At 71.5% G+C, this 20,149-nt stretch carries 20 protein-coding genes and 1 rRNA gene; 10 read left to right on the top strand and 11 right to left on the bottom strand.

Features of this window, described 5'->3' with window-relative positions; all coding sequences use genetic code 11:
* Positions 1 to 24: 24 nt before the first annotated feature.
* Positions 25 to 801: a phosphate ABC transporter ATP-binding protein PstB gene (pstB, locus tag BX286_RS20030; protein WP_079428973.1), complete on the top strand. Its 777-nt coding sequence runs from the start codon at positions 25 to 27 to the stop codon at positions 799 to 801.
* Positions 802 to 942: 141 nt separating this feature from the next.
* Here pstB and BX286_RS20025 read toward each other — a convergent pair whose 3' ends face one another.
* Both BX286_RS20025 and BX286_RS20020 read right to left on the bottom strand, forming a co-directional pair.
* A complete protein-coding gene (locus BX286_RS20025; RefSeq protein ID WP_079428972.1) occupies positions 943 to 1,944 on the bottom strand; it encodes an inorganic phosphate transporter in 1,002 nt (333 codons plus the stop codon).
* A 5-nt stretch (positions 1,945 to 1,949) separates the two neighbouring features.
* A complete protein-coding gene (locus BX286_RS20020) occupies positions 1,950 to 2,570 on the bottom strand; it encodes a DUF47 domain-containing protein (RefSeq protein ID WP_042818429.1) in 621 nt (206 codons plus the stop codon).
* Between the two features lie 203 nt (positions 2,571 to 2,773).
* On the opposite strand from BX286_RS20020, the gene BX286_RS20015 reads away from it, so the two are divergent.
* Complete coding sequence (locus BX286_RS20015; protein WP_042818427.1) at positions 2,774 to 3,094, top strand: metal-sensitive transcriptional regulator; 321 nt, start codon at positions 2,774 to 2,776, stop codon at positions 3,092 to 3,094.
* Between the two features lie 84 nt (positions 3,095 to 3,178).
* Here the strand turns inward: BX286_RS20015 and BX286_RS36665 are convergent, their stop codons facing one another.
* Both BX286_RS36665 and BX286_RS20005 read right to left on the bottom strand, forming a co-directional pair.
* Complete coding sequence (locus tag BX286_RS36665) at positions 3,179 to 3,331, bottom strand: hypothetical protein (protein WP_162501091.1); 153 nt, start codon at positions 3,329 to 3,331, stop codon at positions 3,179 to 3,181.
* 148 nt (positions 3,332 to 3,479) lie between these two features.
* A complete protein-coding gene (locus BX286_RS20005) occupies positions 3,480 to 4,334 on the bottom strand; it encodes a hypothetical protein (RefSeq protein ID WP_079428970.1) in 855 nt (284 codons plus the stop codon).
* Positions 4,335 to 4,816: 482 nt separating this feature from the next.
* Here BX286_RS20005 and BX286_RS19995 point away from each other — a divergent pair, with 482 nt between their 5' ends.
* Positions 4,817 to 5,053: a hypothetical protein gene (locus tag BX286_RS19995; protein WP_121015720.1), complete on the top strand. Its 237-nt coding sequence runs from the start codon at positions 4,817 to 4,819 to the stop codon at positions 5,051 to 5,053.
* A gap of 170 nt (positions 5,054 to 5,223) precedes the next feature.
* Here BX286_RS19995 and BX286_RS19990 read toward each other — a convergent pair whose 3' ends face one another.
* From BX286_RS19990 to BX286_RS19970, 5 genes are all read right to left on the bottom strand, one after another.
* Positions 5,224 to 5,922: a phosphatase PAP2 family protein gene (locus BX286_RS19990; protein ID WP_121015717.1), complete on the bottom strand. Its 699-nt coding sequence runs from the start codon at positions 5,920 to 5,922 to the stop codon at positions 5,224 to 5,226.
* Between the two features lie 199 nt (positions 5,923 to 6,121).
* Positions 6,122 to 7,129, bottom strand: coding sequence for a bifunctional lytic transglycosylase/C40 family peptidase (locus BX286_RS19985; RefSeq protein ID WP_079431853.1), 1,008 nt, complete (start codon positions 7,127 to 7,129; stop codon positions 6,122 to 6,124).
* A 76-nt stretch (positions 7,130 to 7,205) separates the two neighbouring features.
* Entirely contained in the window at positions 7,206 to 8,921 is a 1,716-nt protein-coding gene (locus tag BX286_RS19980) for a serine/threonine-protein kinase (RefSeq protein ID WP_121015714.1), read from the bottom strand.
* An 82-nt stretch (positions 8,922 to 9,003) separates the two neighbouring features.
* Entirely contained in the window at positions 9,004 to 9,798 is a 795-nt protein-coding gene (locus BX286_RS19975; protein WP_121015711.1) for a thioesterase family protein, read from the bottom strand.
* A 56-nt stretch (positions 9,799 to 9,854) separates the two neighbouring features.
* Positions 9,855 to 10,463 (bottom strand): LysE family transporter, encoded by a 609-nt coding sequence (locus BX286_RS19970; RefSeq protein ID WP_079428962.1) that lies wholly within the window; start codon positions 10,461 to 10,463, stop codon positions 9,855 to 9,857.
* A gap of 60 nt (positions 10,464 to 10,523) precedes the next feature.
* Between BX286_RS19970 and BX286_RS19965 the strand changes: the two genes are divergently transcribed.
* From BX286_RS19965 to BX286_RS19930, 7 genes are all read left to right on the top strand, one after another.
* On the top strand, positions 10,524 to 11,354 hold the full coding sequence (locus tag BX286_RS19965) for a pentapeptide repeat-containing protein (protein WP_261993474.1): 831 nt from the start codon (positions 10,524 to 10,526) through the stop codon (positions 11,352 to 11,354).
* Positions 11,355 to 11,734: 380 nt separating this feature from the next.
* Positions 11,735 to 12,043 carry a hypothetical protein gene (locus tag BX286_RS19960; RefSeq protein ID WP_042818271.1) on the top strand — a complete coding sequence of 103 codons (309 nt, stop codon included), beginning with the start codon at positions 11,735 to 11,737 and terminating at the stop codon, positions 12,041 to 12,043.
* A 105-nt stretch (positions 12,044 to 12,148) separates the two neighbouring features.
* Positions 12,149 to 12,973: a hypothetical protein gene (locus BX286_RS36660; RefSeq protein ID WP_187344167.1), complete on the top strand. Its 825-nt coding sequence runs from the start codon at positions 12,149 to 12,151 to the stop codon at positions 12,971 to 12,973.
* The gene (locus BX286_RS19945) at positions 12,963 to 14,321 is read left to right on the top strand and encodes a hypothetical protein (protein WP_261993473.1); all 1,359 of its coding nucleotides are present in this window, start codon (positions 12,963 to 12,965) and stop codon (positions 14,319 to 14,321) included. Before BX286_RS36660 ends, BX286_RS19945 begins: the two co-directional genes overlap by 11 nt.
* Positions 14,318 to 15,877: an SCO6880 family protein gene (locus BX286_RS19940; protein WP_121015702.1), complete on the top strand. Its 1,560-nt coding sequence runs from the start codon at positions 14,318 to 14,320 to the stop codon at positions 15,875 to 15,877. The genes BX286_RS19945 and BX286_RS19940 overlap by 4 nt, the downstream gene beginning before the upstream one ends.
* Before the next feature lie 18 nt (positions 15,878 to 15,895).
* Positions 15,896 to 17,314, top strand: coding sequence for an ATP-binding protein (locus BX286_RS19935; protein ID WP_079428960.1), 1,419 nt, complete (start codon positions 15,896 to 15,898; stop codon positions 17,312 to 17,314).
* A 5-nt stretch (positions 17,315 to 17,319) separates the two neighbouring features.
* Positions 17,320 to 19,263 (top strand): type VI secretion protein, encoded by a 1,944-nt coding sequence (locus tag BX286_RS19930; RefSeq protein ID WP_261993472.1) that lies wholly within the window; start codon positions 17,320 to 17,322, stop codon positions 19,261 to 19,263.
* 5 nt (positions 19,264 to 19,268) lie between these two features.
* On the opposite strand, the gene BX286_RS19925 is transcribed toward BX286_RS19930, so the two are convergent.
* Together BX286_RS19925 and rrf are read right to left on the bottom strand one after the other, a co-directional pair.
* Positions 19,269 to 19,841: a GNAT family N-acetyltransferase gene (locus BX286_RS19925; protein WP_079428959.1), complete on the bottom strand. Its 573-nt coding sequence runs from the start codon at positions 19,839 to 19,841 to the stop codon at positions 19,269 to 19,271.
* Between the two features lie 122 nt (positions 19,842 to 19,963).
* Positions 19,964 to 20,080 (bottom strand): 5S ribosomal RNA (rrf, locus tag BX286_RS19920).
* Positions 20,081 to 20,149 lie beyond the last annotated feature (69 nt).

Raw genomic sequence — 20,149 nt, 5'->3', positions numbered from 1 at the left:
TACATGAAAGCGAAGTGACCCCTCATGGCCAAGCGAATCGACGTCAGCGGCCTCTCCGCCTTCTACGGCACCCACAAGGCCATCGACGACATCTCGATGACCGTGGAACCCCGCTCCGTGACGGCCTTCATCGGCCCCTCCGGCTGCGGTAAGTCCACCTTCCTGCGCACCCTGAACCGGATGCACGAGGTCACCCCGGGCGGCCGCGTCGAGGGCAAGGTGCTGCTGGACGACGAGAACCTGTACGGCTCGAACGTGGACCCCGTCGCGGTGCGCCGCACCGTCGGCATGGTCTTCCAGCGCCCGAACCCCTTCCCCACCATGTCGATCTTCGACAACGTGGCGGCGGGCCTGCGCCTGAACGGCAGCTACAAGAAGTCCGAGCTCACGGACATCGTCGAGCGGTCGCTCCAGGGCGCCAACCTCTGGAACGAGGTCAAGGACCGCCTGAACAAGCCCGGCTCCGGCCTCTCCGGCGGCCAGCAGCAGCGTCTGTGCATCGCCCGCGCCATCGCGGTCGAGCCGCAGGTCCTGCTGATGGACGAGCCCTGCTCCGCCCTCGACCCGATCTCCACCCTCGCCATCGAGGACCTGATCGGCGAGCTCAAGGAGCGGTTCACGATCGTCATCGTGACCCACAACATGCAGCAGGCGGCCCGCGTCTCCGACCGCACCGCCTTCTTCAACCTCGCCGCCGTCGGCCAGCCCGGAAAGCTGGTCGAGATCGACGACACGGACCGGATCTTCTCCAACCCGTCCGTCCAGGCGACCGAGGACTACATCTCGGGCCGCTTCGGCTAAACAGCCGGGGCCGCTCGCGCGGTCGTCCTGCGGTGCTGCATGGCGGTGCCACCGCAGGATGGAAAGAAAGAAAGAGGGCCGGCTCCCCCTGGGTGGGGGGAGCCGGCCCGTTTCCGTACCGCGTGCGGCCGGGCCGCCGTCTCAGCCGACGAAGGCCAGGTCGGCGAGCCAGAAGCAGAGCGCGGCGACCAGGGCCGCCGCCGGCATGGTGATGAACCAGCCGAGGATGATGTTCTTCGCCACGCCCCAGCGGACCGCGTTGACCCGCTTGGTCGCGCCCACACCCATGATCGCCGAGGTGATCACGTGGGTGGTGGAGATCGGCGCCTTGAAGAGGAAGGCGGTGGCGAACATGATCGAGGCGCCGGTGGTCTCCGCCGCGAAGCCCTGCGGCGGGTCCAGCTCGATGATCTTGCGGCCGAGGGTGCGCATGATGCGCCAGCCGCCCGCGTACGTACCCAGCGACAGCATCACCGCGCACGCGATCTTCACCCAGACCGGGATCGGGTCGTCGGCGCCCTGCACGTCGGCGATGACCAGGGCCATCACGACGATGCCCATGGTCTTCTGGGCGTCCTGGAGACCGTGGCCGAGGGCCATGCCCGCCGCGGACACCGTCTGCGCGATGCGGAAGCCGCGCTTGGCCTTGTGCGGGTTGGCGCGCCGGAACATCCACAGGATGGCGACCATCACCAGGTACCCGACGACCAGGCCGACGATCGGCGACAGGAACATCGGGATGACGACCTTCTCGACCACCCCGTCCCACAGGACGTCGATCCCGCCGGCCAGCGCCGCGCCCACCATGCCGCCGAACAGCGCGTGGGAGGAGGACGAGGGCAGGCCGAAGTACCAGGTGATCAGGTTCCAGACGATCGCCCCGACCAGGGCGGAGAAGAGGATCCACATGCCCCGGTTGCCCTGGGGCGTCTCGATCAGGCCCTTGCTGACCGTGTGGGCGACACCGCTGCCGAGGAAGGCACCGGCGAGGTTCATCACCGCGGCCATCGCGAGCGCCGCGCGCGGGGTCAGGGCCCGCGTCGAGACGGAGGTCGCGATGGCGTTCGCGGAGTCGTGGAAACCGTTCGTATACGTGAAGCCGAGCGCGACACCGATGGTCACGACCAGAGCGAAGGTGTCCACGAGGTTCAGGACTCCTTGACCGCGATGGTCTCCACCGTGTTCGCGACGTGCTCGAACGCGTCGGCGGCCTCTTCGAGCACATCGACGATCTGCTTGAGCTTCAGCACCTCGATGGCGTCGTACTTGCCGTTGAAGAGCTGGGCGAGCAGCTTGCGGTGGATCTGGTCGGCCTGGTTCTCCAGCCGGTTGACCTCGATCCAGTACTCGGTCAGGTTGTCCATGGTCCGCAGGTGCGGCATGGCCTCGGCGGTCAGCTCGGCCGCCCGCGCCAGGACCTCGATCTGCTGCTCGACGCCCTTGGGCAGCTCCTCGACGTTGTAGAGGACGACGAGGTCGACGGCCTCCTCCATGAAGTCCATGATGTCGTCGAGCGACGAGGCCAGGCTGTAGATGTCCTCGCGGTCGAACGGCGTGATGAAGGAGGAGTTCAGCTGGTGGAAGATCGCGTGGGTGGCGTCGTCCCCGGCGTGCTCGGCGGCACGCATCCGCTCCGCGATCTCGGCCCGGGCGGAGGGATCCGCTCCGAGCAGTTCCATCAGGAGCTTCGAGCCCGTGACGATGTTGTCCGCGGATGCGGCGAACATGTCGTAGAAGCTCGTCTCCCTGGGGGTCAGACGAAATCGCACGTGGGGTCCTCGGGGTGCATTGGATTCGGTCAGGCTGATGCTAGGCGTATCCCCCGGCCACGGCTAACCGGCGTCCCAGGGTGTCCTCCATCAGGCAGAGGGGGCAGAGTGGGCTCCGCGGATCCCTGCCCCTGCGGCCCGGGCGAAGTAACCTATACCCATGAGGGGTATATACCCCCTCGTTCCGGACCACGGGAGGACTCATGACGACCATCGAGGCGGAGGGCTCCGGGGCCGTTCCCGTCCACGGCTATCACCACCAGAAGGACGAGCACCTCAAGCGGCTGCGCCGGATCGAGGGCCAGATCCGGGGCCTCCAGCGGCTCGTCGACGAGGACGTGTACTGCATCGACATACTCACCCAGGTGTCCGCGAGCACGAAGGCCCTCCAGTCCTTCGCCCTCCAGCTCCTGGAGGAGCACCTGCGCCACTGCGTGGCGGACGCCGCGGTCAAGGGCGGCACCGAGATCGACGCGAAGGTGGAGGAGGCCACGAAGGCCATCGCCCGCCTGCTGCGCAGCTAGTTCCGGCCACGCAGAACGGTTTCGGAGAACGGTTTCGCAGAACGGCTTCGGAGAACGGTCCCGGAGCACCGCCGCGGACAAGGACTACGGCCCGATCCCCATCAGCACCTCGTCGATCCGGTCCTGACTGAGCCGATCCTCGGCCGCGGCCGACGCCGCGATGATCAGCTCCCCGCAGAGCTCGATCTCGGCGAGCGCCACGTGGTCCTGCACCGTCGTACCGCCTGCGGGAGTCACGCGTGTCACCTCTTTCTGCCGCCATCGCCCGTCCGGCACCCGGCTTCCCAGCGTAGGGACCGACGCTCGTGCCGCGCATGACACGGATGGACCATTTCCGGATAGTGGGGCCATGGCCCGGACGTACCGCCCGGGCCGCTCCGGCCGACTACTCGGCGATCTTCCCGGCGTAAATGTCCCCTTCTGCGGGCAATACGACGGTCACCGGGGTACCGAACCCGTACAGCAGCGTCGTCGAGGAGACATCGATCACGCCATTCTTGACGTAGGTGAAACGGTGGCGGACCTTCCGCAGACGTCCCTGCTCGTCCAGATACGCGTCGAAGGGCACGCTGTCCTCGCTGAACCCTTTCGCCGCGGCCTGCAGTGCCTCCTTGACCCCGGAGGAGGCGCTCTGCGCGGCCCGCCGGATGTCCGTCGTCCCCCGGTAGTGCCGCACCTTGGTCCCCGCCACATCGGTCTCGCCGACGTACGTCACCTCTTGCGCGCCGCGCAGCAGCTCGGCGGCGGCCAGCGGGTCGGTGGCCCCGCCCGTGACGAGGTTCCCGTCGGGGAGGGCCGCCGTGTCCAGGCGGACCCACTTGTCGTCGGGGACTCCCGCGCCCCGGTTCTTCATGTAGAGCGCGCCGGGGACGAGCAGCTCGGTGATCGGCCGGTGCTCGGGCTGTCCCTTCACGTCGGCGGGCAGCATCACCAGCAGCTGGCCCATCCGCTTGCGGAAGTCGACCCCGCCCTCGCCCCGGATGGTCACCCGGGTCCCGCCGGTGGCCATCTCCATCGCCGTACGGGCCTGCGCGCTCCCGGTGGCGGCGAGCGCGTCGGCCGCCCCGCGGACCGCCGCCGCGGGGTCGCCCGGGGGACGGGCGTCGGCCGGACCACCGCCGGCCACCGTGCCGCTCGCGGCGCCGCAGCCGCCCAGCGCGGCCACGGTGGCGGCCACACAGACCGCGCGCACCGCCTCGCCCGCGCGCCGCCGCCACCGCCTGTGCTGGTGCACCACCATCGCCTGCCAACCCCCAACGCATGACCGCTGTTTGCCCGAGGCCCCCACCCGCTCCGGTTAACGAGGTCCGGGGTTTCCCGTAACGGTCCGGAAGTGGCCAGGGGCCGTACCGGCACCGGGCCGCCCCCGGTACCGTGGAGAGGTGGACCCGCACACCAAGGCGACCCAGGTCGCTCCGTTTACCGCTGTGCCCGGCCCGCGTCACCCCGCGGCCGCCGCGCAGCCACCCTCCGGACACACGACGAGCACCGCCGAGCGGGGATCCTTCTGCCTGGCCGTATGCAGCTGCGGCTGGACGGGCCCGGCCCGCCGCTCCCGCGACCTGGCCCGCAGGGACGCCACCAGACACACCTCGGCCGACTGACCCCGGGGCCCACGTCCCACCCGGGCCCGCAGCGTCGGGGCACCCCCCGCGGCCGGGCGTGCCGCCCGTTCGGCCTTCCCGGCTGGCCGGGGGCGGCGGGACCGGTTGCGCTGGAGGCATGCCAGGAACCGCACCCCGCCTCGCGGCCCTCCTCTGGGCCCTGCTGCTCGCGTTCACCCCGGCCGCGGCGGCCTGGGCCCGCCCCGTGGGCTCGGCGGACGGCCCGGCCGACGTGGCGCTGGCCATCGGGCTCACCACCGCCGCGGCGACGGTCACCGGCCTGTGGCTGCGCTCCCGCTACCGCCGCGGGGAAGCGGAGCGCCCGGGCGGCAGCGGCGAGGACGGCGAGCCGTGACGCCCCGCTCCCGCCCGACGGCGGTCCGCCTGTGCTTCGGCGCGGCGGGCGTGTGCCTGGTGCTGGCGCTCCTGCTCGCGCTCTGGAACCCGTGAACTGCCTGCCCCGCACCCGACATGGAGGCGGGGAACCGCGCGACCGGATCCGGACGCACCGCGCCCCGCCGCGCGTCAGGCGGCGAGGTCGCTCTCGGCCGGCCGCTGCGCCAGTTCCACCGGCCGGGCCACCACCCGTTCCTCGGCACGGACGAGCCGCCCCAGGCGCGGCGCCCGTGCGAGGGCCCGTGCCAGCGGGGTGAGCCCGGCCATGGCGAGCGGGGCGAGGATGAGGACGACGGCGGTGCCGAGCGCGAAGCCCCCGATGACGTCGGTCGGGTAGTGCACGCCGAGGTAGACCCGGCACAGCCCTTCGGCGAGCGCGAGCCCGATCCCGACGAGGCCGAGCCGGCGGTTGGCGAGGAACACCCCGATGCCGAGCGCCATCGCGAGGGTGGCGTGGTCGCTGACGAAGGAGAACCCGGCGTCCGGCCCGACGTTCACACCGCCGAGCACTTCGAGGCCCTCGTGCGCGACGAACGGCCGCGGCCGCGCCACGAAGCCGCGCAGCGGCACGTTCACCAGGAGCGCGAGCGCGGCGGCCAGCGGGGCCCACACCAGCGCGGCGAACGACTCGGCGGCGGCCGCCTCGTCCTGCCGGCGCGCTCCGCGCCAACACCACAGCACGAGCAGGACCATGGCCAGCGGCAGGCCGTAGGAGGCGAGGAGGCCGACGCCCCGGTCGAGCCAGTCGGGGGCGTTCCGGGCGATGCTGTTGATCCGGTACAGCAGGCTGACATCCACATTCGGCCCACCGGTCGTGAGTCCAGCCATGTGACGCGGCCCCTTGCTTGCCTAGGTCCCGTGGGGACGCACAGCGGCGTGCGCCCTCTCAAACCCCCCCGTCGATCAATCCCCGTGACCATGGAACGCCCGTACTACGGGCATGGTTCCACTCTCCACCGGATGATCACGTCAACGTTATCCAAGAGTGACCCATCGTCGCAGCTCAGGGCCTGTGCTTCACGGAGAGCTACGAGGGCTTCGGAGCGCCCGGCGACCGCTCCGGAAGCGCCTCCGCCCCCTCCTTCGTCACCCTGGTCGCGCCGAAGTAGTCCGGGGTGTCGATCTTGTCGAACCGGATGACGGCTCCGGTGTACGGGGCGTTGATCATGTATCCGCCGCCCACGTACAGCCCGACGTGCCGGATCTCCCGAGAGTTCGTCAGATCGTCGGAGAAGAACACCAGATCACCGGGGAGCAGTTCGTTCCGCGAGGGGTGCGACCCGGCGTTGTACTGGTCGTTGGCCACGCGCGGCAGCTCGACCCCGACGGACTCGTACGCCGCCTTGGTCAGCCCGGAACAGTCGAACCGCCCGTTGTCCGCGGCCGTCCCGTCGCCACCCCACAAGTACGGCGTCCCCAGCTGCTTCTGCGCGAAGTACACCGCCCCGGCGGCCTGCTGCGAGGGCGACACCCGCCCGACGGGGCGTTCGAAGGTCTTCGCCAGGGAGCGGATGTCCTTCACGTACCCCTGCGTCTCCTTGTAGGGAGGCACTCCGTCGTACTTGATGACCGCGTACGCACCCGCGTTGTAGGCCGCGAACATGTTCGACGTGGCGTCACCCGGCACGCCCGCCACGTCCTTGGCCAGCTCGCAGTCGTACGAAGCCGCCGAGGGGATGGCGTCGTTGGGATCCCAGATGTCCCGGTCCCCGTCACCGTCCCCGTCGATGCCGTGACCCGCCCACGTACCGGGGATGAACTGCGCGATCCCCCGCGCGTCGGCCGGACTGACGGCCTTCGGGTCCCAGCCGCTCTCGGAGTACAGCTGGGCCGCGAGCAGCGCGGGGGTCAGCGCCGGGCAGAGGGTGCCCCACTTCTGCACCAAGGCCTGGTACTTCTCCGGCACGGCGCCCTTGACCAGTCCGAGGGGCCGGCCTCCGCCCCCACCGGCGAGACCGGCCGCGGCCGAGTAGGTGCCCACCACGAGGAGCACGAGGAAGCCCAGACAGAGACCGATCCCGATTCCGCCCGCCATCCAGAATCTGCGCATCCGTCAACACTCCCCCATCCCCGTCGCCTTAACGTGCGAATCGCCCGTGTCGCCAGGCTTACTACCCCACTCGGAAGCCCGAGCAGCCGATGCTCGTGTACTTCGTGGGGTCATCCTCGACGTGATAGAAGACCAGCGTCCAGTCTCCCGGGTCGTTGGTGGCGGGCACAGCGGGGTACGTCTTGCCCGCCGTGTGATCCGCGAAGTCGTCCGGATACCTGAGGCTCAGGAACTCGCCCGAGGGCCACTTGCCGTAGATGTCGATCGGCTTGCTCGTGAACCCGACGCTCTTGTTGTCCATTTTGAAGGGCTTGCCCGTCTCCAAGTCCAGATCGTGCGGGGACCTGACAGCCACCGACACGTAATACGGATCGGGCTTGGTCGGCTTCATCTCCGCGTACTTGATCCGCATCTCGATGGTCGTGGAGTTCCCCGAGACTTTGGCGGTGGTCTGGAAGTCCGCGCCCGGCGGCTTCTGCTCGGCGGGCTGGTTGCACTGCCCAACGCCATGGGCGGCCATCTCCGGATCAGCCGACGGCTTCCAGAAGTAGTGCGAGATCTGGTTGTTCTCGATGTACGGTGCCGGGGGCCTGGCTCCGCCCGTGGAAGCAACGGGCGTTGCCGTGCCGCTGCCGCCAGAGGACGCCGAAGGCTGCGGGGCCCCCGCCGGCCCCTGCCCGGGAGCCGCCGGGCTCTGCGAGGGCGTCCTGCCCCCACCCCGCGCCTGCTCGTCCCGTCCACCGCCACCGTCGAGCGGAAGCAGCTGCCAGGCCGCCAGCGCGAGTGCTGCGGTCACGGCCACAGCCGCGACCGCCCAAGCCGTGCGGCGGCTCGCCGGGCGGACGGGCCCCGCGGCGGCTGAGCCGGCCTGGGTCGGGACGTACGGGTAGCCCGGCCCCTGCGTGCGCATCTCGTGCAGCGGCACCGGTTCCCCGAGCGCCCCCAGCGCCGTGTACACCGGGTCGTCCACCAGCGCGTCGCGCACCCCGCACAGCCGGATCACCTCCGCCGGACTCGGGCGCGCGGCGGGGTCCTTGGCCACGCAGGCCTCGATCAGAGCCGCCAGCCCCGGCTCCACCCCGAGCACGTCGACCGGCTCGTGCACCGCCCGGTAACCCACCGTCGACGCCACCCCGGTGCCGAACGGCGGACGCCCCGTGGCCGCGTACGCCAGCGTCGCGCCGAGCGCGAACACATCGGCCGCCGCCCCCGTCTCACCCTTCAGCAGCACCTCCGGAGCCGTGTAGCCGGGCGTGCCGGGAGCCTGCCCGTCCTGGGTGAGCTCCGTCGCGCCGACCCCGCGTGCGATGCCGAAGTCGATCAGCTGGGGTCCCTGCGCGCCCAGGATGACGTTCTGCGGCTTCAGGTCCCGGTGCGTGACCCCGTACGCGTGCACACTCGCCAGACCCTCGGCCAGTGCCGCGCCCAGCCGTCGGCAGGTCTGCGGGGGCAACGCCCCCCGGGCGCCGATCGCGTTGCCGAGCGTGGGTCCCGCAACGTACTCGGTGGCCAGCCAGAACGGGGCCGACTCCAACGAGGCGTCAATCAGGTTCGCCGTGTAGGCCGAGCGGACCGCCCGTACCGTCTGCGCCTCCCGCCGGAAACGGGCCAGCGCCTCGGGGTGCCCGGTGATCTCCTCACGCACGACCTTGACGGCCACCAGGCGTCCGCCGGGTGACCGCCCTAGGTACACCTGCCCCATCCCGCCGGCCCCGAGCCGGGCCAGCAGTGCGTGCGTGCCTATGTACGCGGGGTCGGTGTCTCTCAACGGCTCCATCCGCACGAGCCTGCCATACGGATTCCCCAGGCAGCCAAGGGGGTTGACCCCTGCCAGACCACCCCTCACCCGCCCGCCGCGCTCACCGCGCCGCCACGAACAGGCTCTGCACCCCCCGCCCGATCGGCCCCTTCTCGTCGTGCAGCCGGGCGTCCGCCAGCCCGATGCCGCCCGCGTCCACACTCGTCCGCGCCTCGACGCACACCCACTCCCCCACGGGATGCCGGTGCAGATGGACCGTCAGGTCCCCGTTCACGAACACGAACCGCCCGAAGTCCATCACCGCCGCGATCCCGTTCCCCGAATCCGCGGCGACCAGCACCCGGTCCAGCGGCCGGACCGCCTCCCCGGCGACCAGCGGCACGCGCATCCGCATCCAGCAGGTCCCCGGCCCCGGCTCGGTGAAGGCCCCTTCCGTGAACCGGGCCTCCATCGAGGAGTGGTACCCCGTCTCCCACGGCACGGGGAAGAACGGCGCCACCCCCGCCTCCCCCGGCGGCGGCACCTGCGCCCCCTGGGCCACGGCGGGCACCGGCTCCCCCGCCACCCTGATCCGCAGCGCCCGCGCCAGCATCACCGGCGCGTCCGCCCCGGCCGGGGTGAGCGCCGCCTCGATCAGCTCCGTACCCCGCCCCGCCCGCAGCACCGAGGTGGCCACCGCCAGCTCCCCGATCGGCACCGGCCGCAGGATCTCGTACGTGATCCGCGCGACCCGCATGTCCCCGCGCGCCCCCGCCCGCTCCTCCACCGCCCGCCCGAGCAGCGCGGCGGGCGGCCCCGCGTGCTGCGCGCCCGGGTCCCACGGCCCGCGCGTCGCTTCGGTGGCCCGGAAGCGGCCCTCGCCGATCCGCTCGTAGAACCCGTCCTCAGCACCCATGCCGCCGCACGCTACCCACAGGTAACCCCCGGCACCAGCCCCTCACCGCACCCGCCTCAGCGAGCCAGGCCCAGCCCGACCCCGAGCCCCACCAGCACCGACCCGATCGCCCGGTTCAGCGCCTTCTGCGCCCTGAGCATCCGATCGCGCAGCGCGGAGTGGGAGAAGAACAGCGCCACCGCCCCGAACCACACCAGGTGCGCCCCCGACATGAACAGCCCGTACCCGGCCTGCCGCCACGCCGCCGTGTCCGGACCCACCACCTGCGTGAACGTGGAAACGACGAACAGCGTCGTCTTCGGATTGAGCACATTGGTCAAGAACCCCGACCTCAGCGCCCCCAGCCGCGTCAGCTCCGGCTTCGACTCCAGGTCCACGGTGAGCTCGGCCCGCGCCCGGAAGGTACGGATCCCGATCCACACCAGGTACGCGGCCCCCGCCAGCTTGATCGCCGTGAACAGGGCCGTCGACGAGGCGATCAGCAGCCCCACCCCGAGCATGGTGTACGAGACGTGCACCAGCACCCCGGCCGCGACCCCCGCGGCCGCGAACAGCCCGGTGGACCTCCCGTACAGGTAACTGTTGCGCACGACCATCGCGAAGTCCGCCCCCGGACTCACGACGGCCAGCAGCGTAATGACGGCAACCGCGATCACTTCTGTCATGCACGGATGCTCACCTCCCCCCGTCCGCGGATCAAGACCCTCTCAAGCGACAATGGACGGGTGTCCAGCTCTCCTCGCCCCGCCCTTCCCGCGCTCCCCCTCCTCCAGGCCGACTGCGCGAACTGCTTCGCGCTCTGCTGCGTCGCCCTGCCCTTCGCCAAGTCCGCCGACTTCGCCGTGAACAAGGCCGCCGGCAGCCCCTGCAAGAACCTCCGGCAGGACTTCCGCTGCGGCATCCACACCGGCCTGCGCGACCAGGGCTTCCCGGGCTGCACGGTCTTCGACTGCTTCGGCGCCGGCCAGCAGATCTCCCAGGTCACCTTCGAGGGCCGCGACTGGCGCACCCACCCCGGGACCCGGCAGGCGATGTTCGACGCCTTCCCGGTCATGCGCCAGCTCCACGAACTCCTCTTCTACCTCTCCGCCGCCCTCGGCATCCCGGCGGCCGCCCCGCTCCACCCCGCCCTGCGCGAGCTCCTCACCAGGACCGAAGCCCTCACCCGGGCGGACGCGGACACCCTCACCGCCCTCGACGTCCCCGCCCTGCGCCAGGAGATCAACACCCTCCTCCTCAAGACCAGCGAACTGGCCCGCGCCAAGACCCCGGGCCGCAAGAAGAACCACCGCGGCGCCGACCTGATGGGCGCCCGCCTCGCCGGAGCCGACCTCCGCGGCGCCAACCTGCGCGGCGCTTACCTGATCGCCGCCGACCTCACCCGCGCCGACCTCCGCGGCGCCGACCTGATCGGCGCCGATCTCCGCGACACCAGCCTCCGCGGTGCCGACCTCCGCGACACCCTCTTCCTCACCCAGCCCCAGCTGAACGCCGCCCAGGGCGACGCCGCCACCCGCATCCCCGACCACCTCACCCGCCCCGCCCACTGGAGCTGACCCCGCCCGGCAGACACCCGCCCGGCGCCCGGCGCCCGCCCCGCCCCCCGTGCGCCCCGCACGCACCCGCACGCCCCCCGGGCGCCACGACCGTGCCACACCCACGGCGCGCCACCCCCCGAGCCGCCAGTCATTGCCCGAGGTCACCCCCCGTGATACACAGAGTGACCAGGTCAGGCCATGCGTACGACCGCACACACGCGCACACACGTGCGCGCCCGCACCCCCACGCACCCGCACGCACGGCCCGATACCCGGGACATCGGGTAAAGAGACCGGCCAAGTCGACGACGGCCGACGTTTCATCAGCGAAGATAGTGCGTGACCCCTGCCATCGGGCACGGGCTACCGGAACTACCCATACAGGGGCGGTGAGTTACATGATCCTGGCAGCCGAAAAGGGCGACATCACCACCATCATCGGCGGAATCGCCCCGAACTGGGGGCCGTTCGGCAGTCTCGGCAACGAAGCGAAGGTCATGATCGAGGTCATCATGGCCGTGGCGATCCTCCTCTGCCTCGGCATCGCCATCTGGGGCGCCGCCAAGCAGCGCATCGGCGCCACCGCACTGCGCGACACGTTCAGCGCGGAACAGGGCAAGGGCCTGATCGTGGCCGGGCTCACCGGAGTCTTCATCATCGGCTCCCTCGGCACCCTCTTCACGATCGTCTACGGAATGGCCGTCTAGCAGAACCACCGCGGCCGGCCGCACCCTGATGAGGAATCACCACACCGCGCCTGCGCGGAAACGAGCGCTACCGTCGTACGACGCGGAGGGGGCGGACGACAGGCAATGAGCAACGACGACCAGTACGGCGGGGGCGCCGTCGGCGGAACGGGCCAGACCCGCACCCGCCTCCCGGACTCCCCCTCCGACCCCTACGGCACCCCCCGCCGCACCCCCCGCGCCTCACGCGGCCTGATCACGGTGGTCGGTGTCGTGGTCCTGCTCATCTCCGCCATCGCGTTCGCGAACCGCTCCCAGGACACCCCCCAACCCCCCACCTCGAACAAACCCCCCACCACCAACGCCACCGCCCCCACGGGCACGGCCCCGGTCACCACCAAGTCCGCCGGCATCCCCAAGGGCTTCGCCCACGACGAACAGGGCGCCCAGTCCGCAGCCGCGAACTACGCGGTGGCCCTGGGTTCCGACGGGATGTTCGATGCCGTCCGCAGGAAGGCGATCGTCCAGGCCCTCTACGCCCCCGACATCGCGGCCGCACGCCTGGCAGAGCTCGACCGGCTGTACACCGACCCGGGCTTCCTCGGCCGGATCGGCCTGGACTCCGGCGGCAAGGCGCCCAAGAACATGGTGTTCGTCAGCCGCACGAACCCCGCCGGAACGAAGACGGAGAAGATCGACGGTGACGCCGCGACCGTCTCCGTATGGTCCTCGTCCCTCTTCGGACTCGCGGGCGAAGGGTCGAAGTCCCCGGTCTCCGAGGGCTGGTACACGATCACCTTCGAACTCCGGTGGGTGAACGGCGACTGGTGGGTCTCCAGCTTCACGCAGAAGGACGGCCCGGCCCCGGTCGGCCGTGACCAAACGGCCTCGTCGGCCGAGGACATGTCCGCAGCCGTGTCGCAGTTCGGAGGGCTCACCTATGCGCGCTGACATCCGCCGCGGCATGTCCCTCACGGCCGCGTTCGCGGCCGTGCACACCAGCCTCCTGCTCCTCGCCACCCGAGCGATGGCCGCCCCGTCGCCCACCCCCACCCCATCGGGGGCGACCCCGGGTGCCAGCCCCGCGGGCACCCCGCAGCCCAGCAACAACCCCTGCGAACTCATCAAGGCCCCGGCACGGGACTACTGCGAGAACGGCAACGGTCCCGCCTCCAGCGGCGCACCGCGCACGGGTATTTCCCCGGGCGACCCCGGTACCGACGCCCTCAACCCCCTCGCCTCCCTCGCCCGCGGCTGCGCCGACGCGGCCGCCTGGATCGTCGGGAAGCTCAGCGAAGCCGTCAAGGGCACCGCCAACGTCGACTTCACCAACCCCGCCTTCCTCCAGCAGTACGCCGTCGTCTTCGCCGCCAGCACCGTCCTCACCCTCGTCCTGTGGCTCCTGGCCGTCGCCAAGCGCGCCATCCGCGGCGTCCCCCTCTCCACCGCCCTCTCCGAGGCCATCGGCTTCCTCTGGCTGACCGTCCTCGCCTCCGCCTTCACCCCCCTGATCCTCTACACCGTCGTCTCCGCCACCGACGGCGTCACCGACGTCATCGCCTCCGCCACCGGCAGCCAGAGCGACGTCTTCTTCGGCTCCTTCACCGACGCCCTCAAGAAGGGCGACGACATCGGCGGCGGCCCGATCATGCTCATCGTCGTCGCCCTCGTCACCGTCCTCGCCGCCGGCGTCCTCTGGCTCGAGCTCGTCATCCGCGCCGCCCTCCTCTACGTCGGCGCCCTCCTCGGCACCGTCGTCTACGCCGGACTCGTCGACCGCAACATGTGGGGCCACGTCCGCCGCTGGGCCGGCATCATGATCGCCGTCATCCTCGTGAAGCCGGTCATCGTCATCGTCCTCGGCCTCGCCGGCGCCCTCGCCGGCAACAAGGGCCCGGGCGCCTTCTCCGCCGTCGTCTCCGGCCTCGCCATCATCCTCCTGGCGATCTTCGCCTCCGCCATGATCTACCGCTTCGTCCCCGGCTTCGGCGACGAGATCGCCTCCGCCCGCAGCAACCGCAAGCAGGCCACCGACGGAGCCCAGGCGGCCGCCGTCATCAGCTCCCCGGCCTCCCTCGTCTCCCAGGGCATCAAGACCCACAGCAGCCGCGGCGGCGCCCACCGCGCCGGCGGCGGCAACGGCCCCACCGGCGGCGACGCCAACCAGATCTCCGGAGGCATGGCCGCCCACAGCAGCCGCGGCTCCGGCAGCGGGACCGGCAGCGGAAGCGTCCCGCCCGCCGCACCCCCGCCCCGCACTGGCTCGAGTACGAGGAACACAGGAGGTGACGGGCGTTGACGACCCAGTCCCACCAGCTCCACCCGGTCGCGCCCCGCCGCACGTATCTCATCGGCCGGGCCCGGCCGAACGCGATCGTCGGCAAGAACCGCGAAACCGGCGAGATCGCCCTGATCATCGTCGGCGCGTTCCTCGGCATGATGAGCGGACTGCTCGTCCCCGACCTCACCCTGCGCATCGTCGCCCTCGCCGGCTTCCCGCTGCTCGCCCTCGCCGCCGTGTACGTCCCCTACAAGGGCCGCACCTTCTACCGGTGGTTCGAGATCAACCGCAGCTACAAGCGCACCCTGCGCCGCGGCACCACCTACCGCTCAGCCGCCATGGAAGCCGGCACCCGCGCCGCCGACGGCCGCGAGGTCGAGGTCGGCCCGCCCCCCGGCATCGGCCGCATCAACTGGCTCGCCGCCCCCTTCGGCCCCGACGAGATCGCCGTCCTCCTCCACGCCGACCGCAGAACCGTCACCGCCGCCATCGAGATCGAAGGCCCCGGCGTCGGCCTGCGCGACAGCGAGGACCAGGAAGCCCTCGTCGACCGCTTCGGCACCCTCCTCAAGCACGTCGCCAACGGCGACGGCTTCGTCACCCGCCTCCAGATGCTCGCCCGCACCCTCCCCGCCGACCCCGACGCCCACGCCAAGGACGTCGCCCAGCGCGGCAACGCCGCCGCCCCCGGCTGGCTGCGCGACTCCTACGACCAGCTCCAGTCGATGGTCTCCACCTCCTCGGAGCAGCACCGCGCCTACCTCGTCGCCTGCATGCACTACACCCGCGAGCTCGCCGCCGAGGCCAACACCATCGCCCGCGCCGGCAGCACCAAGGGCCGCAAGCTCGACCGCGACGCCGGCCTCGCCATCGTCATGGCCCGCGAGCTGACCGACATCTGCGCCCGCCTCGCCGAAGCCGACATCCGCGTCCGCCAGCCCCTCGGCCAGGGACGCCTGTCCTCCCTCGTGCACTCCGTGTACGATCCGGACCACCCGATCGACCACATCCAGGCCATGACCAAGCGCAACGCCTGGCCCGCCGAGCTCGACGCCGTGGAGCCCACCTACCTCCAGGCCAAGACCCGCGAATCCTCCACCCGCGCCCCCTGGTGCCACGCCACCGCGTGGATCAAGGAATGGCCGATGACCCCCGTCGGCGTGAACTTCCTGGCCCCCCTCCTCGTCCACACCCCGGACGTCATCCGCACCGTCGCCGTCACCATGGACCTCGAACCCACCGAGATCGCCATCGAGCGCATGCTGACGGAGAAGACCAACGACGAGGCCGACGCCTCCCGCGCCGCCAAGATGAACCGCACGGTCGACCCCCGCGACATCGCCGCCCACGGCCGGCTCGACCAGAGGGGTGAAGATCTCGCCAGCGGCGCTGCCGGGGTCAACCTCGTCGGGTACATCACGGTGTCCTCCCGTTCCCCCGAAGCCCTCGCCCGCGACAAGCGCACCATCCGCGCCTCCGCCGGCAAGTCCTACCTGAAACTCGAGTGGTGCGACCGCGAGCACCACCGCGCCTTCGTCAACACCTTGCCGTTCGCCACCGGCATCCGACGCTAGCTGGAAGGAATGGCCGCCATGCGAGATCCCATGTCCGCGCTGACGGACGCCTTCACCAGCTTCCTCTTCGGCAAGGTCGAGACCACCCGCCTGCCCGTCCGCACCTCCACCGGCCAGGCCCAGGCCGTCTACCTGCCCACCGCCGCCCCCGGCCTCGGCGACTCCGGTGTGATCATCGGCCGCGAGGTATACAGCGGCAAGGGCTACATCTACGACCCCTTCCAGCTCTACGGCCAGCAGCTCCCGGCCCCCCACTGGCTCGTCCTCGGCGAATCCGGCAACGGCAAGTCCGCCCTGGAGAAGACCTACGTCCTGCGCCAGCTCCGCTTCCGCGACCGCCAGGTCGTCGTCCTCGACGCCCAGGGCGAAGACGGCGTCGGCGAATGGAACCTCATCGCGGAAGCCCTGGGGATAACCCCCATCCGCCTGGACCCCATCGCCGCCAACGACGACGGGATCCGCCTCAACCCCCTCGACCCGGCGATCACCACGACCGGCCAGCTCGCGCTGCTCCGCACCATCATCGAGGTGGCGATGGGCCACGGCCTGGACGAACGCTCCGGCTTCGCCCTCAAGGTCGCGCACGCCTACGTCGTCGACACCATCCGCGACCGCCAGCCCGTCCTCACCGACATCGTCGAGCAGCTGCGCCACCCCGAACCCGAGTCCGCCCTCGCCATGAACGTCGACATAGACGACGTACGGGCCTGGGGCCTCGACGTCGCGCTCGTCCTCGACCGCCTCGTGGACGGCGACCTGCGCGGCATGTTCGACGGCCCCACGACGGTCGGCATCGACCTCGACGCCCCCCTGATCGTCTTCGACCTCTCCCACATCGACCGCAACTCCATCGCCATGCCCATCCTCATGGCGATCGTCGGCGTGTGGCTGGAACACACCTGGATCCGCCCCGACCGGAAAAAACGGATCTTCCTGGTCGAAGAGGCCTGGCACATCATCAACAGCCCGTTCGTGGCCCAGCTCTTCCAGCGCCTGCTGAAGTTCGGCCGCCGCCTCGGCCTGTCCTTCGTCGCCGTCGTCCACCACCTCTCCGACGTCGTCGACGGAGCCGCCGCCCGCGAGGCCGCGGCCATCCTCAAGATGGCCTCGACCCGCACCATCTACGCCCAGAAGGCCGACGAGGCCCGCGCCACGGGCCGCGTCCTCGGCCTGCCACGCTGGGCGGTGGAGATCATCCCGACCCTCACCCCCGGCATCGCCGTCTGGGACGTCAACGGCAACGTGCAGGTCGTCAAACACCTGATCACCGAGACCGAACGCCCCCTCGTCTACACCGACCGCGCGATGACGGAGTCCTCCGCGCCCCAGCAGCTCCCCGAGGACCTGCTGGCCGCGGAACTCGAAGCGGAGGAACGCGCCCTGTACATCGAACGCCAGCGGGGCGGCGGCCCCGGATCCGCGACCACGGTGGCCTGACCGACATGCACGACGCCAGAGGTAGGGAGCCGCGCCCGCGCGGCGGCGGCATCCCCGACGGAGCACTGGTCGGCCTCCTGGCCTTCCTCCTCGGCCTCGCCGTCCTGGTCTGGTCGGCCACCGGCCTGGCGGCCCTCTTCGCCAAGGGCGCCTGGCCGTCCACGGTCACCTTCACCCGCACCCCGGGCGCGGTCCGCGCCCTGATAGCGCAACCGCACGACATCCCGGCCGCCTGGCCCGACACCGACCCGGCGGCACTCTCCGGCTGGGGCCTGTTCTGGGGCCTGTTCATCAGCCAGCTCCTGGTCCTGCTGGTCCTGACGATCTTCACCCTGGGCGTGTTCACCCGGACGAAGGCCCGCCGCGCCCGCGCCAAGGCAAAAACCCCCGCACCGGCCGCCCCGGCACCCGCAACGGACTCGCTCTCCGCTCCCGGTGCCGCCCAGGCCTCGGACGCGGGCGCCCACCCGGCGCCCGCCACAGGCCGCGCCCCGGCCACGGCGCCCCCGCACGACGGCCCGGATCCGACCTCCCGCCCGGCACGCGTCCCCGCCTCGCACCCGGCACCGGGCCCACGCACGGACTCGCCGTCCAGCACGGCCTCCCGCCCGCACCCCGGCCCTTCCACCCCCGGCACGACCGACGGCCCGGCCCCGGCCTGGGACCCCACCTCCGGCCAGGGCACCCACCAAGCACCGCACCCGGCTCCGGTGCCGGCCCCCACCGCCGCCCGTAACGGCGCCCCAGGCCCGAACCCGGCCCCCTCTGCCACGCCCGCAGACCCCGGCACCCACCCCGCCCCGTCCCCGCACGCACCCCGCCACCACGACGGGAACGAGGCCCCGCCCCCGGCCGTACTCCCCGCGCCGGCCCAGCCGGCACCCACCCCGGTATCCGCCGCCGCGCACGCCCCCGTCTCCGCACCGGCCCCCGCGCAGCCCCGGGCCCGTACCGCCCCGGCGGCGGCCCCCGCCCAGGAGGCCTACCGCTACGGCTTCGGCTACGCACCGGCAGCCCGCCCCACCGCACCGCCACCGGCCCCCCGCGCCGCCTACGCACCCCCGGCCGACCGCCACCGCCTCGCCGCCCAGGCCGTCTCCGCCGCCGAAGGCGCCGTCCTGGTGGTCACGTCCTCCCCCGCCCTCTGGCAGGACACCAAGGACGCCCGCGCCAAGCTCGGCCCGGTCCTCCTCTACGACCCCTCACACCTGTGCGACACCCCGGCCCGCCTGCACTGGAACCCCGCCGACGGCTGCGCCGACCGCGAGACCGCCGCCGCCCGGGCGATCGCCCTGCTGGCCCCCGTACGCCCCCAGGCCCGCCTCGACGCGGCCGTCGCGGACACCGCCGAAACCCTCGTCCGCAGCTGGCTCCAGGCAGCCGCCCTCGACGGCCTCCCGTTCAAACAGCTGGCCCGGTGGGCCCAGGGCAACGGCTCCCAGGAACCGGTCCGCGTCCTGCGCACCCACCCCCAGGCCGCCCCGGGCGCGGCCGGCGAACTCGAAAGCGCCCTCATCGCCCACCCCGAACGCCGGGAGCAGGCCCAGTACCTGACGGCCCGCGCCCTGTCCTGCCTGACCTCGGTCCACATCCGCGAGGCCTGCAACCCGAACCGAACGGACGCCCTCACCCTGGCATCGTTCGCAGCCGAAGGGGGCACCCTCTACGTAGTGGGTGAGCCCCTGGAGGACCCGCGCACCCGGCCGGGTGTGATGCCCCTGCTCACCGCACTCGCCTCGCACGTGGTCGAGCACGGCCGCCGCATGGCCGCACGGTCATCCGACGGTCGGCTCGACCCACCAATGACGCTGGTCCTGGAGGACGTGGCGGCCGTCGCCCCCGTCCCCCAGCTCCCCGACCTCCTCATGGACGAGAAGCTCCCCCTCCTGGCCCTGTGCCGCAGCCGCGAACAGGCCCGCGCCCGCTGGCCGGAGTGGCCCGTCGCCTAAGGACATCAGGGGCGCGTGAACAGGTATTCGTGCTCCTTGGCGGACGGGTCGTCCGGCTTCGGGATCACCAGCCCGCTCGGCCGGAACCCGAACCGCCGGTAGAACCCGGCGGCCCGCTCGTTCTTCTCGTGCACGAAGAGCCGCACATGCCCCAGCACGGGCTCTTCCCGCGCCCACACCCACTCCAGCGCCGCCTCGAACAGTGCGTCGGTCAGCCCGCTGCCCCGCTGCTCGGGCCGCACGAACACGCCGACGACATGCGCCTGGTCGACGTCGACGGCCTGGCCGAGGAAGTCGCTGGTCCCCGCAGCCTCGATGAACACGGACACGGACCCGTCCCACTGCCCGTCGGGCGCCTCGGCGATGAACTGCCCGACGTGGACGCCCTCCGCCGCCCCGGCCGCCCGGTCCTGCCAGTGCTCGTCGGGCTTGGCGGCGGCCTGCTCGAAGGTCTCGAGGAAGGCCAGCGACGCGGCGGGATCACGCAGCGCGTCCAGCCTCAGGTCCTTGACCTTCTGCCACTCGTCGGCCCGCACGGCCCGGATCACGTGCTGCTGCTGCTTCTTCTGCTGCTCCATGCACGCATCCAAACGCGCCGCTCACAACAGGTCAACGCAATATCCCGACCCGACCGGCCTTCTGGCCGTAAACGCAGAAAAGCCCCGCACCATGACTGGTGCGGGGCTTTCCCACAATGATTGTTCGGCGGCGTCCTACTCTCCCACAGGGTCCCCCCTGCAGTACCATCGGCGCTGAAAGGCTTAGCTTCCGGGTTCGGAATGTAACCGGGCGTTTCCCTAACGCTATGACCACCGAAACACTATGAAGTTGAACTCAAGCCGGCAAGGCGAGTTCGTTACTTCAGAACTAACACAGTGGACGCGAG

Source organism: Streptomyces sp. 3211.6, assembly GCF_003634815.1.
Classification (GTDB): domain Bacteria; phylum Actinomycetota; class Actinomycetes; order Streptomycetales; family Streptomycetaceae; genus Streptomyces; species Streptomyces katrae_A.
Note: the sequence above shows the minus strand (reverse complement) of the source record. Positions and strands in the feature narration are given on the sequence as shown.

Excerpts from the sequence above, each read along its gene's own strand:
- pstB (WP_079428973.1), top strand. The coding sequence starts at position 25 with ATGGCCAAGCGAATCGACGTCAGCGGCCTCTCCGCCTTCTACGGCACC.
- BX286_RS20015 (WP_042818427.1), top strand. The coding sequence starts at position 2,774 with ATGACGACCATCGAGGCGGAGGGCTCCGGGGCCGTTCCCGTCCACGGC.
- BX286_RS20005 (WP_079428970.1), bottom strand. The coding sequence starts at position 4,334 with ATGGTGGTGCACCAGCACAGGCGGTGGCGGCGGCGCGCGGGCGAGGCG.
- BX286_RS19995 (WP_121015720.1), top strand. The coding sequence starts at position 4,817 with ATGCCAGGAACCGCACCCCGCCTCGCGGCCCTCCTCTGGGCCCTGCTG.
- BX286_RS19990 (WP_121015717.1), bottom strand. The coding sequence starts at position 5,922 with ATGGCTGGACTCACGACCGGTGGGCCGAATGTGGATGTCAGCCTGCTG.
- BX286_RS19985 (WP_079431853.1), bottom strand. The coding sequence starts at position 7,129 with ATGGCGGGCGGAATCGGGATCGGTCTCTGTCTGGGCTTCCTCGTGCTC.
- BX286_RS19980 (WP_121015714.1), bottom strand. The coding sequence starts at position 8,921 with ATGGAGCCGTTGAGAGACACCGACCCCGCGTACATAGGCACGCACGCA.
- BX286_RS19975 (WP_121015711.1), bottom strand. The coding sequence starts at position 9,798 with ATGGGTGCTGAGGACGGGTTCTACGAGCGGATCGGCGAGGGCCGCTTC.
- BX286_RS19970 (WP_079428962.1), bottom strand. The coding sequence starts at position 10,463 with ATGACAGAAGTGATCGCGGTTGCCGTCATTACGCTGCTGGCCGTCGTG.
- BX286_RS19960 (WP_042818271.1), top strand. The coding sequence starts at position 11,735 with ATGATCCTGGCAGCCGAAAAGGGCGACATCACCACCATCATCGGCGGA.
- BX286_RS36660 (WP_187344167.1), top strand. The coding sequence starts at position 12,149 with ATGAGCAACGACGACCAGTACGGCGGGGGCGCCGTCGGCGGAACGGGC.
- BX286_RS19945 (WP_261993473.1), top strand. The coding sequence starts at position 12,963 with ATGCGCGCTGACATCCGCCGCGGCATGTCCCTCACGGCCGCGTTCGCG.
- BX286_RS19935 (WP_079428960.1), top strand. The coding sequence starts at position 15,896 with ATGCGAGATCCCATGTCCGCGCTGACGGACGCCTTCACCAGCTTCCTC.
- BX286_RS19930 (WP_261993472.1), top strand. The coding sequence starts at position 17,320 with ATGCACGACGCCAGAGGTAGGGAGCCGCGCCCGCGCGGCGGCGGCATC.
- BX286_RS19925 (WP_079428959.1), bottom strand. The coding sequence starts at position 19,841 with ATGGAGCAGCAGAAGAAGCAGCAGCAGCACGTGATCCGGGCCGTGCGG.